Raw genomic sequence first — 14,334 nt, 5'->3', positions numbered from 1 at the left:
GCGGAACACCGGCGGCGAGGACCCCGGCGCCGGGTCACTTCAGACGGTCACGGATCCGCTTGCGCATCGCGTTCATGGTGAATCCGCGCGGGTCCACCTTGCCCGGCTGCCACTCCAGGTGGCCGATGACCGACTGTTCGTTCCAGCCGTGGTACCGGCAGACCGCCGCCGCGGCCTTCTCGATGGCCTCCAGCTGCGCCGCCGGCCACGGGTCCTTGCCGTCGCCGAGGTTCTCGCACTCGAAGCCGTAGAAGTGCCGGTTGCCGTCGGTGTTGGCCTCGTTGTCCGGCGGGAACGTCTTCTTCTCGGCGATCACCGCCCGCAGCACGTCGTCGTCACCGAGCCCCGCGTGGTTGGCCCGGCCGTAGCCGACGAGATGCACCCGGCCGTCCTTGGTGATCACGCCGTGGCACAGCGGGCCGGGCAGGCCCGAGTAACCCCTGCGGCAGATGTCCACCGTCCTGGCGCTGCCCTTGGTCACGGTGTGATGGATCATCACACCGTGCACCGGCCCCCAGGGGCCCTTGTGGTTCCGGTTGTGGCCGCGCCAGTCGCCGACCTCGACGACCGTGAGACCCTCGGCCTTGAGAGCGCGCAGGAACGCGCTCGCGGACATGGGTGGGGCCATGCCGCCCTCCTTCGTGCCGGACGACGGCCGCTGGACGCGGCCGTCTGGTAGAGGGCCTATAGCCGAAAGTTCAGTCCTTCAAGTACTCGTTCGGCGGCTGTGCGAGCCGATCCGGACAACCCCCTTCCGTCCGTCTGCCGTCGCACAGCCGGTCAGTCTGCCCAGCCTCCCCAAGATCCAACCCCGCTCGATCGGGTAATGGCGTCGGCACGGTGCGTGAGGAACGCTTGATCGCGCACTGCGACGCCCGGCACGGCCGGGCGTGGATCTATCGGGGAGGGCAATTCTCTATGTCGGCAGGCGAAGAGGTTCGCACGGAGCAGACCAGGCAGCAGCAGAGCCTCGGTACGGCCGCGGCGCGGAACCTGGCCACCACCACCAAGTCCGTGCCGCAGATGCAGGAGATCAGCTCCCGCTGGCTGCTGCGGATGCTGCCCTGGGTCGACGTGCAGGGCGGCACGTACCGGGTCAACCGGCGGCTCACCTACGCCGTGGGCGACGGCCGGCTCACGTTCGTGAAGACGGGCGACCGGGTGGAGATCATCCCCGCCGAGCTGGGCGAACTGCCGGTGCTGCGCGACTACGAGGACGAGGAGGTGCTCACCGAGCTGGCCTCCCGCTGCCGGCAGCGGGAGATCGAGGCCGGCCAGGTCATCGCCTCCTTCGGCAGCCAGGCCGACGAGGTGTACCTGCTGGCGCACGGCAGGGTGGAGCGCGTCGGCACCGGCCCCTACGGCGAGGACGAGTCGCTCGGGGTGCTCGCCGACGGCGCCTACTTCGGCGAACAGGCCCTCCAGGACGACGACGCCATCTGGGAGTACACGGTCCGCACCCTCACCGCCTGCACGGTCCTGGTGCTGCCCCGCGACGCGGTCGACCAGGTCGCCGAGCGGTCCGAGTCCCTGCGCGAGCACCTGCGCCGGCGGGTCGACCTCCCGCGGCAGCGCACCAACAAGTACGGCGAGAAGGAGATCGACCTCGCGGCCGGCCACAGCGGCGAGCCGGACATCCCGCACACGTTCGTCGACTACGAGGCCCGGCCCCGCGAGTACGAACTGAGCGTCGCCCAGACCGTGCTGCGCATCCACACGCGCGTCGCCGACCTCTACAACCAGCCGATGAACCAGACGGAGCAGCAGATCCGGCTGACGGTGGAGGCGCTGAAGGAGCGCCAGGAGCACGAGCTCGTCAACAACCGCGACTTCGGCCTGCTGCACAACTGCGAGTACGACCAGCGGATCCAGCCGCACGACGGCGTGCCCGGCCCGGACGACATGGACGAACTGCTCAGCCGGCGCCGCGGCACCCGGCTGCTGCTCGCCCACCCGCGCGCCATCGCCGCGTTCGGCCGCGAGCTCAACAGGCGGGGACTCGTCCCGGAGACCGTCGACGTGGGCGGCAACCGCATCCCCACCTGGCGGGGCGTGCCGATCTACCCGTGCAACAAGATCCCGGTGACCGAGGCCCGCACCACCTCCATCATCGCGCTGCGCACCGGCGAGGAGGAGCAGGGCGTCATCGGCCTGCGGGCGGCCGGCATCCCCGACGAGATCGAGCCGAGCCTGTCCGTGCGGTTCATGGGCATCAACGAACAGGCCATCATCAAGTACCTGGTCACGGCCTACTACTCGGCAGCGGTGCTGGTCCCGGACGCGCTGGGCGTCCTGGAGAACGTCGAGATCGGCCGGTGGCGGTGACCGCCCGCCGGCTCCCGCCGCGCGCGCCGTGTCCCCGCCCGCCCGGGCGGGTAGACCAGGGGGGAACGTGCTCGACGGGTGCGGAAGCGCCGTCCTCCCGTGCCTCCACCGAGTCGGTCCCAGGGGGAAGTCGATGACGGAGTCCATGGCCCGGCCCACGACGGGCCGGCCGGAGCAGCGCACGGCACGCACCGCGCCCGACAGCGTGCCCGGACCGGACCGGCACACCGGGGACGGGCACGAGGCGGCCGTCCTGCTGGAGCGCACCAGGGCCGCGGTCGACCCGGTGCTGCGCACGGCCCTCGGGTCCCTGCCCGCCCCGATGCGCCGCGTCGCGCTCTACCACTTCGGCTGGCAGAACGCGGACGGCACCCCGGCCGGCGGAGGCTCGGGCAAGGCGATCAGGCCCGCCCTGGTGCTCGCGGCGGCCTCCGCCCTGGGCGGCCCCGCCGCCCGGACGGCGGCCCTGCGGGCGGCGGCCGCGGTCGAACTGGTCCACAACTTCACGCTCGTCCACGACGACGTGATGGACCGGGACACCACCCGCCGCCACCGCCCCACAGCGTGGGCGGTGTTCGGGGACGCCGACGCGATCCTCGTGGGGGACGCCCTCCAGGCGCTCGCCCTGCGGCTGCTCGCCGAGGACCCCCACCCGGCCGCCCCGGCCGCGGCGGCCCGGCTCGCCCAGTGCGTGGTCGAACTGTGCGCCGGGCAGCACGCGGACACGGCCATGGAACGGCGCCCGCCCGACGAGGTCACCCTGGGGGAGACCCTCGCCATGGCCGAGTCCAAGACCGGGGCGCTGCTCGGCTGCGCCTGCGCCGTCGGCGCGCTGTACGCGGACGCCGGGGACGCGGAGGTGGCGGCGATGGACGCGTTCGGGCGGGAGGCCGGGCTGGCGTTCCAGCTGATCGACGACGTGATCGGCACCTGGGGCGACCCGCGCCGCACCGGCAAGCCGGCCGGCGCGGACCTCGCCGCCCGCAAGAAGTCACTGCCGGTCGTCGCCGCGCTCACCTCCGGCACGCCGGCAGCGGCGGAGCTGGCCGCCGCGTACGCCGCCCCGCACCAGGAGGGAGACGTCGAACGCCTCACCCGGCTCGTGGAGCGGGCCGGCGGGCGCGACTGGGCGCAGACCCAGGCCGCGGACCGGATGGCCCGCGCGATGCAGGAGGTGGCCCGAGCGGTGCCGGACCCGGAGGCGGCGGGAGGGCTGCTGGCCCTGGCCGAGTTCGTGACCCGGCGCACCACCTGACGGGACGGCGCAGGCCGTCCCCCCGGCCCCGGGACCACGCGCCGCCGTGCGGACCTGACCCGTACGGCGGGGTGGTTCCGGACGGGCGGGTCCCGCACTTCCCCACGGTGTGCGGGACCCGCCCCTCTTCCCCGGCCGCCCGGCTAGTCTCAACCTCCGTACGGGCAAAGAGGGTTGAGACGAAGGGACGCACATGGGCGTGGCGATCCGGACGGCCGGCGGGGACGACCGGGAGCTGGTGGTCCGGCTGCTGGACGAGGCGTTCCAGGACGATCCGGTCAGCAGCTGGGTGTTCCCGGGCGCGGAGTACCGCCGCAGGATGCACCACCGGCTCATGGCCGCCTTCACCGACGTCACCCTCGCCGAGGGGCGCGTCGACCTCGTCGAGGACGGCTCGGCGTGCGCCCTGTGGACGTCCGTGCCGGCGGGGGACCCGGGCCATGGCGCAGAGGCCGAGGGCGAGGACGAGTTCGCCGAGCTGCGCCGGGCCGTCGACCCGGACAACGAGCGGGTGGAGCTGATCGGCTGGCTCACCGCGGGCGTCCACCCGCGGGACCGCGCCCACGAGTACCTGTGGATGATCGGCGTGGTTCCCGGCCGGCAGGGCGAGGGACTCGGCACCGCGCTGATCGGCTCCGTCCTCGACCGCTGTGACCGTGAGGCGCGCGCCGCGTACCTGGAGGCGAGCAGCGGACGCAGCGTCCGCCTGTACCGCCGCCTCGGCTTCGAGCCCACCGGCGAACCCCTGCGCCTCCCGGACGGCCCCCTGATGTACCCCATGTGGCGAGAGCCCCGCCCCAGCGGCCCGCAGGGCTGACCCGTGGGCCGGCGCCGGCCGGCTCCGTAGGCTGATCCGCCACCGGACGCGCACACGGGCCGCCCGCCGCCTGACGTCCCGGCGCCCTTCGCCGTGCCCCCGCGTCCGACCGTCCAGGACCGCGTCGGCGCTCCTCGCCTCCGCTCCGGCCGCCCGCAGCCCCCTCGTCCCGTGGGGTGGACCCGTGCCGTACAGGGACGTTCGGCCCTGTACGGCGCCTCGTGGGCACCGCTTCACTGGCTCGCGGGCGAAGGACGAGCGGAACGGGGTGCGTATGGGGCCGGCGGCGCACGGGGACATCGCGGTCGTGGGGCACCGCGATCTGACCGACGGTTCGCTGCGGTGGGTGGAGTCCGCCGTGCGGACCCGGCTGGCGCGGCACTCCGCGCGGGCGACGGCCATGGTCCGCGCCGGCGCGGGCACCCCACTGGCGTCCGGCCGGGCCGCACGCGCCTCGGGTTGCCCGCTGGCCGTGGTGATCCCCACCGTCATCGGCGTCCCCGCGCTGCCGCCCCCGCAGGACCGGCCGGCCACGGGTGAGCTGCTCACCCTTGCCGACCAGGTGCGCCTGCTCGACTACGACCCCACGGACCGTGACGCGTGCGTCGTCGCGGACGAGCGCCTCGTCGCCGCCGGTTCGCTCCTGCTGGCCGTCTGGGACGGTTCCCCCTCCGACGGTCGTGACGCGACCGCCCATCTGGTGACCTACGCCCGTGCCCGCGGCATCCCGGTGGAGGTCCTGTGGCCCGAGGGCGCCGCCCGGGACCGGACGCCCCGCGACCGGACATCCCACGCCCGGACGCCCCGCGACCGGACATCCCACGCCCGCACGTCGTTCTGACGCGGCGACACGGGACCTTCGGCCCCTGCCCCGGTACCCGCGCGGGGACCTTTCGACTCATGCGGGCCCGTCCTGCCCCCATCGATCATGGGCGCGCACCACACATGGGGAGGAAGACGTCCGGTGGACGAGATACGCACGCAACACGTGGAGGCCGCCGTGGACGAGCGGCCCCGGCCGGCGTCGGAGACGGGCCCGCCCGCGCGGCCGGTCCCGCAGCCGGCCGCGATGCGCCGGGCCGCCTGGGTGGACTGGCTGACGACCACCGACCACAAGAAGATCGGCACGCTGTACCTGGTCAGCGCGTTCGTCTTCTTCGTGGCCGGCGGTGTGATGGCGCTGGTGATGCGCGCCGAACTCGCCCGGCCGGGCCTGCAGATCATGTCGAACGAGCAGTTCAATCAGGCGTTCACGATGCACGGCTCGATCATGCTGCTGATGTTCGCCATGCCGTTGTTCACCGGCTTCGCCAACTGGATCATGCCGCTGCAGATCGGCGCCCCCGATGTGGCGTTCCCGCGGCTGAACATGCTGGCGTTCTGGCTGTTCCTGTTCGGCTCCGTGATCGCGGCGGCCGGATTCCTCACCCCGGGCGGCGCCGCCGACTTCGGCTGGTTCCTGTACGCGCCGCTGTCGAACGAGATCTACTCGCCGGGCATCGGCGCCGACTTCTGGATCATGGGCGTCGCCCTCTCCGGCTTCGGCTCGATCCTCGGCGCGGTCAACTTCATCACCACCATCATCTGCATGCGCGCGCCCGGCATGACGATGTTCCGCATGCCGATCTTCACGTGGAACGTGCTGCTCACGGCGCTGCTCGTGCTGATCGTCTTCCCCGTGCTGGCGGCGGCGCTGTTCGCCCTGGAGTGCGACCGGAAGTTCGGCAGCCACATCTTCGACTCCGCCAACGGCGGGGCGCTGCTGTGGCAGCACCTGTTCTGGTTCTTCGGACATCCCGAGGTCTACATCCTGGCGCTGCCGTTCTTCGGCATCGTCTCCGAGGTGATCCCGGTCTTCTCCCGCAAGCCGATGTTCGGGTACATGGGCCTGATCGGCGCGACCATCGCCATCGGCGGTCTCTCCGTGACCGTGTGGGCGCACCACATGTACGTCACGGGCGCTGTGCTGCTGCCGTTCTTCTCGTTCATGACGATGCTGATCGCGGTGCCGACCGGTGTGAAGTTCTTCAACTGGATCGGCACCATGTGGAAGGGCAGCCTCTCCTTCGAGACGCCGATGCTGTGGACGCTGGGATTCCTGGTGACGTTCCTCTTCGGCGGCCTGACAGGTGTTCTGCTGGCCTCGCCGCCGCTGGACTTCCACGTCTCGGACACGTACTTCGTCGTCGCGCACTTCCACTACACCGTCTTCGGCACGGTGGTGTACGCGATGTTCGCCGGATTCCACTTCTGGTGGCCGAAGTTCACCGGCAAGATGCTCGACGAACGCCTCGGCAAGATCACCTTCTGGACGCTGACGGCCGGCTTCCACATGACCTTCCTGGTCCAGCACTGGCTGGGCGTGGAGGGCATGCCCCGCCGGTACGCCGACTATCTGGCCGCGGACGGCTTCACCGCCCTCAACACCCTGTCGTCCCTCGGCTCGTTCCTGCTCGGCCTGTCCGTCCTGCCGTTCTTCTACAACGTCTGGAAGACCGCCAAGTACGGCGAGCCGGTCGGCGTGGACGACCCCTGGGGCTTCAGCCGCTCGCTGGAGTGGGCCACCTCCTGCCCGCCCCCGCGCCACAACTTCGTCTCCCTGCCGAAGATCCGCAGCGAGTCCCCGGCGTTCGACCTGCACCACCCCGAGGTCACCGCACTGGAAGCGGGGAGGTGAGCGATGGCGCAGCCCGTCCTCGCCCTCGGGTGCGCGCTGGTCACCGGCGCCGGCTGCGTCTGGTACCTGCCGGCCCTCGCCGACCTGCGGGCCGGGCCCGCCGACCGGCCGCCCTCCCGCCGGACCGCGGCGTTCGCCTGCCTGACCGGCTGGGGCACGGTCGCGGCGCTCGGACTGGCGCTGCTCGTGGCGCCGGTCCGGTGGGTGCCGTGCGCGGTGGCGGCGGTGGGCGGCACGGCCGCCGCCGCTCTGCGCGTGCGGGCCGCGGTGCGGCGCACCGGTGAGCGGCGGGAGACGGCACGGCTGTGGTCCGGACTGGTCCCCGGCGGCCCGCTGCCGCCGGGCTCCGTCCCGCGCGGGGCGGTCGCCGCCCTGGCCGTCGGCCTCCCGGTCGCCGTGACGGCGGCCGTACTGGTCCCGGTCGCGAGCGTGGCGCTGGCCGCGCTGGTGGTGGGGACGGGGCTGGTCACCGCCGTCCGGCACGGCCGTGCGGCACATCGCGCGACGGCACACCGGGGGCGCGGATAATCCCTTGCGCCACTACAATCGGAGTACTACAACTGGAGTTGTCAAGAACGAAGCACCGCCGAGGGAAAGAGGCCGTCGTGCGAGGACTGACCTACTTCATCGCCTGCTCCATCGACGGCTTCATCGGGGACCCGGAGGGCGACGCGTCGGCCATGGTGTCCCTCGTGGACGAGGAGTTCTTCGACTTCCTGAAGACGGAGTACCCGGAGACGCTGCCGACCTCCGGCCGCCGCCCGCTCGGCATCGACGACCTGCCCAACAAGCGGTTCGACACGATCGTCCAGGGCCGCCGCAGCTACGACGTGGCCCTGAAGGACGGCGTCACCAGCCCCTACGCCCACATGCGGCAGTACGTCGCCTCCCGCACGCTGGGGGAGTCCCCCGACCCCGACGTCGAGATCATCTCCGGCGACCTGGCCGGCCGGGTGCGCGCGCTGAAGGCGGAGGACAGCGCGTACGGGATCTATCTGTGCGGCGGGGCCGGGCTGGCCGGCGCGCTGATGGACGAGATCGACGAACTGGTCGTCAAGACCTACCCCATCGTGCAGGGGTCCGGCATGCCGATGTTCGCCTCCGGCTTCTCGATCACGCACTTCACGCTGGAGTCCGTACGCGCCTTCGGCAACGGCGCGCTGGTGCGGACGTACCGCAGGAAGCGCTGAACGGACGGGCGCCCGGCGGGTGTTCAGTCCGCGGGGCGCTCCAGGAAGCGCACCATGTTCCCCGCCGGGTCGCGGAACGCGCAGTCCCGCATCCCGTACGGCTGATCCACCGGCTCCTGGAGCACGTCGACGCCCGCGGCCCGCACGCGCTCGAAGAGGGCGTCGCAGTCGGTGGTGGTGAAGTTGACCCCGCGCAGCATGCCCTTGGCCAGCAGTTCGGCCATGGCCTGCTTGTCGGCGGGGGAGGCGTCCGGACTCGCGGCGGGCGGCTCCAGGACGATCTCCACGTCCTGGTCGGAGGGAGCGACGGTCACCCAGCGCATCCCCTCGAACTCCACGTCGTTGCGCACCTCGAAGCCCAGCACGTCCCGGTAGAAGGCCAGCGCCTTGTCGTGGTCGTCGACCGCGATGAAGCACTGCGCGAGCCTCACGTCCGTCGCCCTGTCCATGTCGTCCCTGCCGTTCCTGCTAGAAGTTCCCGCTCGGATCGGCCCGCCGCCGCACCCGGACCGGGCGGGTGTACGTCCGCACCACGCACGGCGGGATGACCGCGCTCTCCTCGTGCGAGCGGGCGCGATAGGCGCTCGGCGTCTCCCCGACCAGCTCGGTGAACCGCGAGCTGAACGACCCGAGCGAGGTGCAGCCGACCGCCAGGCACACCTCGGTCACCGAGAGGTCGCCCCTGCGCAGCAGCGCCTTGGCCCGCTCGATCCGTCGCGTCATGAGATAGGCGTACGGCGTCTGCCCGTACGCGGCCCGGAAGCTGCGCTGGAAGTGCCCGGGCGACATCAGCGCCGTCCGCGCCAGCTCCGGGACGTCGAGCGGCTCGGCGTACTCCCGGTCCATCCGGTCCCGGGCCCGCCGTAGCCGGACCAGGTCCTCCAGCTCCATGCGCCCAGCATCCCACGGCCCGTGCGGGCGGCGCCGGGAAACGGCGAAGGGGGACCGCCGCGGACGGCGAGGGGGCTCCCGGCGGAAAAGTCCACGACCTGTGATGGCGCACCGGCTGCCGGCCACCGGACGGTGGGGCCGGCGTGGCCCCTCCCTGCCTCGTGGAATACCCCCCGGGGTAATGCTGTTAAGGTGGGCAGTCAATACCCCCCGGGGTACATTGCTTCCTGTGGAGGAGCCGTAGCCGTGTTCTTCGTCGACACTCTGGAGTTCGAGGGCCTGGGCAACCGCAGCTACCTGGCCGGCGGGTCCGCCGCCGCGGTGGTCATCGATCCGCCGCGCGACATCGACCAGGTGATCGCCGCCGCCGCCAGGCGCGGGGTGCGCATCGCGTACGTGGCGGAGACCCACCTGCACAACGACTACGTCACCGGCGGTCCGGAGCTGGCACGCGTCACCGGAGCCCGGTACCTGGTGCCGGCCGGGGCGCACGTGTCCTTCGCCCGTACCCCGGTCGCCGACGGCGACACCGTGCCGGTGGACGAGGGCCTGGTGCTGCGCGCGATCGCCACTCCCGGGCACACCCCGCACCACACCTCCTACGCCCTCGCCGAGGACGGTCGCGGTGTGGCGGCGTTCACCGGCGGGTCGCTGCTGATCGGCACCGTGGGCCGGCCGGACCTGGTCGAGCCGCGGCTGACCGAACAGCTGGCCCGGGCCCAGCACGCCTCCGCCCACCGGCTGGCCGACGAGCTGGACGACGAGGTGCCGGTGCTGCCCACCCACGGGTTCGGCAGCTTCTGCTCCTCCTCCCAGGCCGAGGGGGAGACGACCACGATCGGCGCGGAGCGCAGGACCAACGACGCGCTGACCCTGGACGTGGACACCTTCGTCACCCGGCTGCTCGCCGGGCTGGACGACGTGCCCGCGTACTACGCGCACATGGGCCCGGTCAACGCCGCCGGTCCCGCCCCGGTCGACCTCACCCCGCCGAGGCGGGCGGACGCCGAGGAGATCGCCGCCCGGCTGGCCGCCGGTGAGTGGGTGGTGGACCTGCGCAGCCGGGTGGCCTTCGCCGAGGGGCACGTGGCCGGGTCGTTCAACTTCGAGGGCGAGGGCAAGCTCGCCACCTACCTGGCCTGGCTGATCCCGTGGGGCAAGCCCGTCACCCTGCTCGCCGAGACTCCGCAGCAGATCGCCGACGCGCAGCGGGAGCTGGCCCGGGTCGGCATCGACCGCCCGGCCGCCGCCGCCACCGGCGACCCGGCCGGCTGGGTCCGCGAGGGCGAGCGGCTCACCTCCTACCCCCGCGCCCGCTTCGCCGACCTCGCCGATGTCCGCCGGCGAGGCGACACGGTGGTCGTCCTGGACGTGCGCCGGGACTCCGAGCGCGCCGGCGGCCACATCGAGGGCTCGGTCCACATCCCGGTCCACGAGCTGCACGGCCGCATCGGCGAGGTGCCGGACGGGACGGTGTGGGTGCACTGCGCCGGCGGGATGCGCGCGGCGATCGCCGCCTCCCTGCTGGATGCCGCCGGCCGTGACGTGGTCGCCGTCGACGACGGCCTCGACGCCGCGGCGGACGCCGGGCTGTCCCTGACCTCCGGCTGATCGCCACCGTTGCGCCTGTAAGGAAGGAAGCGTGTGATGTTCCTCTTTCGCCGACACGGGCCCCGTGTCACGGTCGACGAGGCACGCAGCCGCACCGGCGGCGACCGGCCCGAGGCGGTCCTGCTGGACGTCCGGGAGAAACCCGAGTGGGCCGCGGGCCACGCGCCGGGCGCCGTCCACGTACCGCTGACGAAGCTGGTCGCCGGCGCCCCCCTGCCCGCCGAGGCGCGGGGACGTCCGCTGGTGGTGATCTGCCGCAGCGGCCACCGCTCCCAGCAGGCGGCGAAGCTCCTCGCCGGGCGGGGAGCGCGGGCGGTGGACGTCGAGGGCGGTATGAAGGCCTGGACCGCCGCCGGGCACCCGGTCGTCGACGAGCGCGGGAACAGCGGCCGGATCACGTGACCGTCCTCGTTCTCGCCCTCGTCGCCGGCGCCGTCGTCGGTCTCGCGCTCGGATCCCTCGGCGGCGGTGGCAGCGTGCTCGCCGTACCGGTGCTGATCTACCTGCTCGGCTTCACCCCGGCGGCGGCCGCCACCGCCAGCCTGATCATCGTCACCGCCACCTCCGTCACCGCCCTGTACGCGCACACCCGCGACGGGAACGTGGCGTGGAGGACGGGAGCGCTGTTCGCCGCGGCGGGCATCGCCCCCGCCTTCCTCGCCGGCGCTGTCGCCGGACGCCTGCCCGAAGCGGCGCTCACGGCGGCGTTCGCCGTCATCGCCGCGCTGGCGGCCCTGCGCATGCTGCGTCCGCCGGCGTCCGCGCCGCCGGACCGCATCCGTCCCGGCAAGGCGGCCGGCGCCGGGGCCGGCCTGGGAGCCGTGACGGGCTTCCTGGGGGTCGGCGGGGGGTTCCTCGCCGTGCCCGCCCTGGTGAGCGTCCTGGGACTGCCCATGCGGCGGGCGGTGGGCACCAGCCTGCTCGTCGTCACGGTGAACGCGCTCGCCGCGCTCGCCGCTCGCACCGGCGCCGGCGGAGCACTGCACTGGGAACTCGTCGGGCCCTTCACCGGAGCCGCGATCCTCGGCGCCTGGGACGGCAAACGGCTCGCGGCGAAGATCTCCGGCACCACCCTCCAGAAGGTCTTCGCCGGGGTCCTGCTGGCGGTGGCGGCCTTCATGCTCGTCGACGTGATCGCCTAGCCACCAGAGCCGGCACCGGAGCCGCCAGCGGCTCAGGACACGGACCGGGAACGCAGCTGCGGACGGCCGCGCGTCCCAGGACCGTCTTCGGCCCGGCTCCCGTCGGGCCGAGCCCCACCCCACTCCGACACGCAAGGATGATCTCTGCCATGACCACACCCACGGCCCTCGCCACCGACGAGGCGCGCACCCGCCTGCACGAGCTGACCGTCATCGACGTGCGCACCCCGGGCGAATACGCCGGCGGCCACCTCCCCGGCGCGCTCAACGTCCCCCTCGACCAGATCCGGCGCGCGCTGCCCGACCTCCGGGACGCCGCCGACCGCGGTGACCTCCTGGTCGTCTGCGCCTCGGGCGCCCGCTCCGAGAACGCCTGCCGGATCCTCGCGCAGAACGGCGTCACCGCCGCCACCCTGGCGGGAGGCACCGGCGCCTGGGCGGCCGACGGCCACGAACTCCACCGCCCCCAGGGCGCCCCGCGTGCCGCCTGGGGCATGGAACGGCAGGTGCGGCTCACCGCGGGAACGATCGTGCTGCTCGGCCTGCTGCTCGGGTACGTCGTCCACCCCGCCTTCCAGCTCCTCTCCGCCGGCATCGCGGGTGGCCTGGTCTTCTCCGCCCTGACCGACACCTGCGGCATGGCCGCCCTGCTCGCCAAGCTGCCCCACAACCGTCCCCGCGCCGCCGAGCTCGGCGACACGCTGGCCGCACTGCGCAGCCGCTGAGCCACGCGAGAAAAAGGGGGGGAGGGATCCGGATCCCTCCCCCCTCTCGGGTGCCAGGGCACGCGGCCACAGGCCCGTCACCCGTGCGCGGACGTCTCCTCGTCCGGCGACGGCTGCGGATCGCGGCTCCTCACCGGCCGGAGCAGCACCAGCAGCGCGGCCAGCGCCGCCACCGCGGCCAGGACCAGCAGCACCAGCCGGTCCGACACCCCCGCGCCGAGGCCGGACAACCGCTCTTCCAGGGCGAACTCGGCGTCGGCGCTCAACACCGACGGCAGCGCGGACGTGCCGTCGAAGGCCAGGAAAGCCGCACCGAGCGCGATGAACAGCACGCCGCCGACGGCCGAAGTGCTGTGCAGGGCCACCGGGCCCACCCGGAGGACCCGGCCCCGCAGCCAGCGCTTGCGGCCCAGATCGAAGCGGTCCCACACCGACGCCAGCACGAACATCGGGACCGCCATCCCCAAGGCGTAGACGGCGAGCAGCACCCCGCCGTGCAGGGGGTCGCCCGCCACGGCCGCCACGGTCAGGACGGAGCCGAGGATCGGCCCCGCACAGAACCCCGCCAGCCCGTACACCGCGCCCAGCGCGAACACCGACAGCGCCGAGCCCGAACGGCGCCCGCCCGCGGCCTGCGCCATCCGGCGGGAGCCGAAGCCCACCCCGGCGATCTGGGCCACGCCCAGGACGACGACCGTCCACCCTCCCGCTGTCACCAGGGCGTCCCGATGGCCGTAGAAGAGGCGGCTGGCGAACGAGCCGGCCACACCGAGCGGCACGAGGGTCGTGCACAGGCCGAGGTAGAACAGGCCGGTGCGCGCCACCAGCCGGGTGCGGCCGGTGAAGGAGTAGGCGAAGAAGGCCGGCAGCAACAGGGCGCTGCACGGGCTGAGCAGAGCCAGCAGACCGCCGAGGAACGCGACCGCCAGTCCGACCTCGTTCATCGCCCGGCCGTCTCCGCCGCGGCCTCGACGGCCTCCTCGAAGGTGGCCGTGGGCTGGGCCCCCAGGATCGGCCGGCCGTTGACCAGGAACGCCGGAGTGCTGGCCACACCGAGGACGTAGCCCTCCTCCCGGTCCGCCCGCAGGGCGTCGCGGGCCTCCTCGGACGCCAGGTCCGCCCGGAACCGCTCCAGGTCGGTGATTCCGGCCTCGCGGGCCATGGCGATGAGGTTCTCGGCGCTGAACTCACCGGCGTTGCGTTCACGCGTCTCGCCGTAGACGACGTCGTGGAACTCCCAGAACCTCTTCTGCTGCCCGGCCGCCCAGCCGGCCAGCGCGGCCTGCTCGGACTCCTCGCCGAAGACGGGGAAGTTGCGCCACTCGATGCGCAGGACGCCCTTGTCCACGTACGAGCGCAGCAGTTCGGGCTTGGTCTCGCGGGCGAACCGGCCGCAGAACGGGCACTGGAAGTCGGAGTACTCGATCATCACCACCGGGGCGTCCGCCCGTCCGACGGCCAAAGCGTCGGACGGGTCGCGGCGGGCGAGGGCGAGCAGGCTCTCGTCGGCGGGCGCCGGGCGGGCGGACTCGGTGACGGCCGCGGACGCGCCCGCGGCCCCGTCGCGATTCCCGGAGCCGTCCAGCGTGAGGGCGAAGGTCCCGGTCACCGCGGCGGCGGCGAGAACCGCGACGGCCGCGAGGGTGCGCCTGCGGGCGCGGCGGGACGAGGACAGGGTGGATGCAGTCATGGCACACCTCG

The 14,334-nt window shown here is 73.2% G+C and carries 16 protein-coding genes; 11 read left to right on the top strand and 5 right to left on the bottom strand.

Going from position 1 to position 14,334, the window contains the following annotated elements; all coding sequences use genetic code 11:
* Positions 1-34: 34 nt before the first annotated feature.
* On the bottom strand, positions 35-628 hold the full coding sequence (locus C1708_RS11050; protein ID WP_198602461.1) for an N-acetylmuramoyl-L-alanine amidase: 594 nt from the start codon (positions 626-628) through the stop codon (positions 35-37).
* A gap of 290 nt (positions 629-918) precedes the next feature.
* Here C1708_RS11050 and C1708_RS11045 point away from each other — a divergent pair, with 290 nt between their 5' ends.
* The 7 genes from C1708_RS11045 (at position 919) to C1708_RS11015 (ending at position 8,264) form a co-directional block, all read left to right on the top strand.
* Complete coding sequence (locus tag C1708_RS11045; RefSeq protein WP_106412508.1) at positions 919-2,325, top strand: family 2B encapsulin nanocompartment shell protein; 1,407 nt, start codon at positions 919-921, stop codon at positions 2,323-2,325.
* 133 nt (positions 2,326-2,458) lie between these two features.
* On the top strand, positions 2,459-3,580 hold the full coding sequence (locus C1708_RS11040) for a family 2 encapsulin nanocompartment cargo protein polyprenyl transferase (RefSeq protein WP_106412507.1): 1,122 nt from the start codon (positions 2,459-2,461) through the stop codon (positions 3,578-3,580).
* A gap of 193 nt (positions 3,581-3,773) precedes the next feature.
* Positions 3,774-4,397 carry a GNAT family N-acetyltransferase gene (locus C1708_RS11035; RefSeq protein ID WP_106412506.1) on the top strand — a complete coding sequence of 208 codons (624 nt, stop codon included), beginning with the start codon at positions 3,774-3,776 and terminating at the stop codon, positions 4,395-4,397.
* 274 nt (positions 4,398-4,671) lie between these two features.
* Positions 4,672-5,238 (top strand): hypothetical protein, encoded by a 567-nt coding sequence (locus C1708_RS11030; RefSeq protein WP_241911432.1) that lies wholly within the window; start codon positions 4,672-4,674, stop codon positions 5,236-5,238.
* 123 nt (positions 5,239-5,361) lie between these two features.
* Entirely contained in the window at positions 5,362-7,074 is a 1,713-nt protein-coding gene (ctaD, locus tag C1708_RS11025) for an aa3-type cytochrome oxidase subunit I (RefSeq protein WP_106412505.1), read from the top strand.
* 3 nt (positions 7,075-7,077) lie between these two features.
* Positions 7,078-7,602 (top strand): hypothetical protein, encoded by a 525-nt coding sequence (locus C1708_RS11020; protein ID WP_198602460.1) that lies wholly within the window; start codon positions 7,078-7,080, stop codon positions 7,600-7,602.
* A gap of 77 nt (positions 7,603-7,679) precedes the next feature.
* Positions 7,680-8,264 carry a dihydrofolate reductase family protein gene (locus tag C1708_RS11015; RefSeq protein ID WP_106412504.1) on the top strand — a complete coding sequence of 195 codons (585 nt, stop codon included), beginning with the start codon at positions 7,680-7,682 and terminating at the stop codon, positions 8,262-8,264.
* A gap of 23 nt (positions 8,265-8,287) precedes the next feature.
* Here C1708_RS11015 and C1708_RS11010 read toward each other — a convergent pair whose 3' ends face one another.
* Together C1708_RS11010 and C1708_RS11005 are read right to left on the bottom strand one after the other, a co-directional pair.
* Entirely contained in the window at positions 8,288-8,713 is a 426-nt protein-coding gene (locus C1708_RS11010; protein ID WP_106412503.1) for a VOC family protein, read from the bottom strand.
* Between the two features lie 19 nt (positions 8,714-8,732).
* Complete coding sequence (locus tag C1708_RS11005) at positions 8,733-9,155, bottom strand: helix-turn-helix domain-containing protein (RefSeq protein ID WP_106412502.1); 423 nt, start codon at positions 9,153-9,155, stop codon at positions 8,733-8,735.
* Between the two features lie 246 nt (positions 9,156-9,401).
* On the opposite strand from C1708_RS11005, the gene C1708_RS11000 reads away from it, so the two are divergent.
* The 4 genes from C1708_RS11000 to C1708_RS10985 all read left to right on the top strand — a co-directional run bounded on the left by C1708_RS11000 (position 9,402) and on the right by C1708_RS10985 (position 12,633).
* Positions 9,402-10,766, top strand: a complete 1,365-nt coding sequence (locus C1708_RS11000) for an MBL fold metallo-hydrolase (RefSeq protein WP_106412501.1) — start codon at positions 9,402-9,404, stop codon at positions 10,764-10,766.
* A gap of 36 nt (positions 10,767-10,802) precedes the next feature.
* The gene (locus C1708_RS10995) at positions 10,803-11,168 is read left to right on the top strand and encodes a rhodanese-like domain-containing protein (RefSeq protein WP_198602459.1); all 366 of its coding nucleotides are present in this window, start codon (positions 10,803-10,805) and stop codon (positions 11,166-11,168) included.
* Positions 11,165-11,908: a sulfite exporter TauE/SafE family protein gene (locus tag C1708_RS10990; RefSeq protein ID WP_106412499.1), complete on the top strand. Its 744-nt coding sequence runs from the start codon at positions 11,165-11,167 to the stop codon at positions 11,906-11,908. The genes C1708_RS10995 and C1708_RS10990 overlap by 4 nt, the downstream gene beginning before the upstream one ends.
* A 149-nt stretch (positions 11,909-12,057) precedes the next feature.
* The gene (locus C1708_RS10985) at positions 12,058-12,633 is read left to right on the top strand and encodes a rhodanese-like domain-containing protein (protein ID WP_106412498.1); all 576 of its coding nucleotides are present in this window, start codon (positions 12,058-12,060) and stop codon (positions 12,631-12,633) included.
* A gap of 77 nt (positions 12,634-12,710) precedes the next feature.
* Here C1708_RS10985 and C1708_RS10980 read toward each other — a convergent pair whose 3' ends face one another.
* Positions 12,711-13,577 (bottom strand): cytochrome c biogenesis CcdA family protein, encoded by an 867-nt coding sequence (locus tag C1708_RS10980; protein ID WP_106412497.1) that lies wholly within the window; start codon positions 13,575-13,577, stop codon positions 12,711-12,713.
* A complete protein-coding gene (locus tag C1708_RS10975; RefSeq protein ID WP_106412496.1) occupies positions 13,574-14,323 on the bottom strand; it encodes a DsbA family protein in 750 nt (249 codons plus the stop codon). Before C1708_RS10975 ends, C1708_RS10980 begins: the two co-directional genes overlap by 4 nt.
* Between the last annotated feature and the right edge of the window lie 11 nt (positions 14,324-14,334).

Origin of the sequence: Streptomyces sp. DH-12 (genome assembly GCF_002899455.1) — a bacterium.
GTDB lineage: Bacteria > Actinomycetota > Actinomycetes > Streptomycetales > Streptomycetaceae > Streptomyces.
The sequence above is the reverse complement of the archived record's forward strand: the minus strand, read 5'-3'. Positions and strand labels throughout refer to the sequence as shown.